Annotated in this window: 2 protein-coding genes; both read left to right on the forward strand. The window is 66.7% G+C overall.

Annotated features, from left to right (window positions below):
* On the forward strand, nucleotides 1-632 hold a 632-nt coding region (locus DD1DGNOD_RS15060), incomplete at its 5' end, for a DUF234 domain-containing protein (RefSeq protein WP_165036748.1).
* A gap of 164 nt (nucleotides 633-796) precedes the next feature.
* A complete protein-coding gene (locus DD1DGNOD_RS15065; RefSeq protein WP_131767063.1) occupies nucleotides 797-1,087 on the forward strand; it encodes a metal-sensitive transcriptional regulator in 291 nt (96 codons plus the stop codon).
* Nucleotides 1,088-1,190: the final 103 nt, after the last annotated feature.

Genomic DNA, 1,190 nt, shown 5'->3' on the forward strand with positions numbered 1-1,190 from the left:
GGTCCGGTGAACGGACCTACTCGCTGATCGGACGGGCCGCGGGCGGGATCCCAGCGGGCTCGCTGAGCCGGGCGCTGCAACTGTTGACCACGAAACGCCTGGTCGAGGCGATAGTTCCGCTGTCGACCCAGGCATCCAGAGAAACCCGGTACGTGGTCGCCGACCCATATCTGCGATTCTGGCTGGCCTTCCTCGGCCCCTACCTCGCCGAGATCGAACGAGGCCGTGGTGACCTGGTCCGCACCAGGATCGAATCCTCATGGACCACCTGGCGAGGCCGCGCGATCGAGCCGGTCATCAGGGAGTCACTGCGTCGCCTGCCCGCCGGGCACCTCCCGGAGGGGACGAACATCATCGGCGGCTACTGGACCCGCACCAACAACCCTGAGATCGACATCGTCGGCGCGGATCGGGAACCGGTCGCCAAACAGATCACCCTGGTCGGATCCATCAAGTGGCTGAACAACCGTGCGTTCGACCCGCACGACCTCGCCCAGCTCGTCGGCCATCGATCCCGGCTCCCGGGTGCTGACGACTCGACCCCGCTGCTCGTGGTGACCCGCAACGGAACGACAACGGACGGTGTTCTCGCCCTTGGCCCCGAAGAGCTGCTCGCCGCGTGGCGACCCTGAAGAAGCACACAGCGGGCATCGGCGAGGTGCCGTCAACACCGTTGACTATCATATCCACGCTGAAGCAGGGAACGCCGGCGGCGTTGCACCTTTACCAGTACCCCCTGTGGGTATAGCGTCAGCACCGTCAAAGATACCCCTGGGGGGTAAGGGGCGGAGGACGGATGAGCGCGAGCCACGGCTACATCGACAACAAGGACGACTACCTCAAGCGGTTACGGCGCATCGAGGGCCAGATCCGTGGCCTGCAGCGGATGGTCGAGCAGGAGCAGTACTGCATCGACATCCTGACGCAGGTGTCGGCGGCGACGAAGGCGCTGCACTCGGTGGCGCTCGGCCTGCTGGACAAGCACATGGCGCACTGCCTTGTGCAGGCGGCGGCAGCCGGCGGCGAGGAGGCCGACCGCAAGGTGCGGGAAGCCTCGGATGCGATCGCCCGCCTGCTCCGTTCCTAGCAGCCCCGACAACGCGATCATGCCTCTGCGGCGCCCGGCGTTCTTCCCGAACCCGGATTCCCGCCGGATCCGGGGTTCCTGCCGGATCCGGGGTTCCTGCCGG

This window comes from Candidatus Protofrankia californiensis, assembly GCF_900634765.1.
Classification (GTDB): domain Bacteria; phylum Actinomycetota; class Actinomycetes; order Frankiales; family Frankiaceae; genus Protofrankia; species Protofrankia californiensis.

Coding starts and splice junctions, on each gene's coding strand:
- DD1DGNOD_RS15065 (WP_131767063.1), top strand. CDS start 797: ATGAGCGCGAGCCACGGCTACATCGACAACAAGGACGACTACCTCAAG.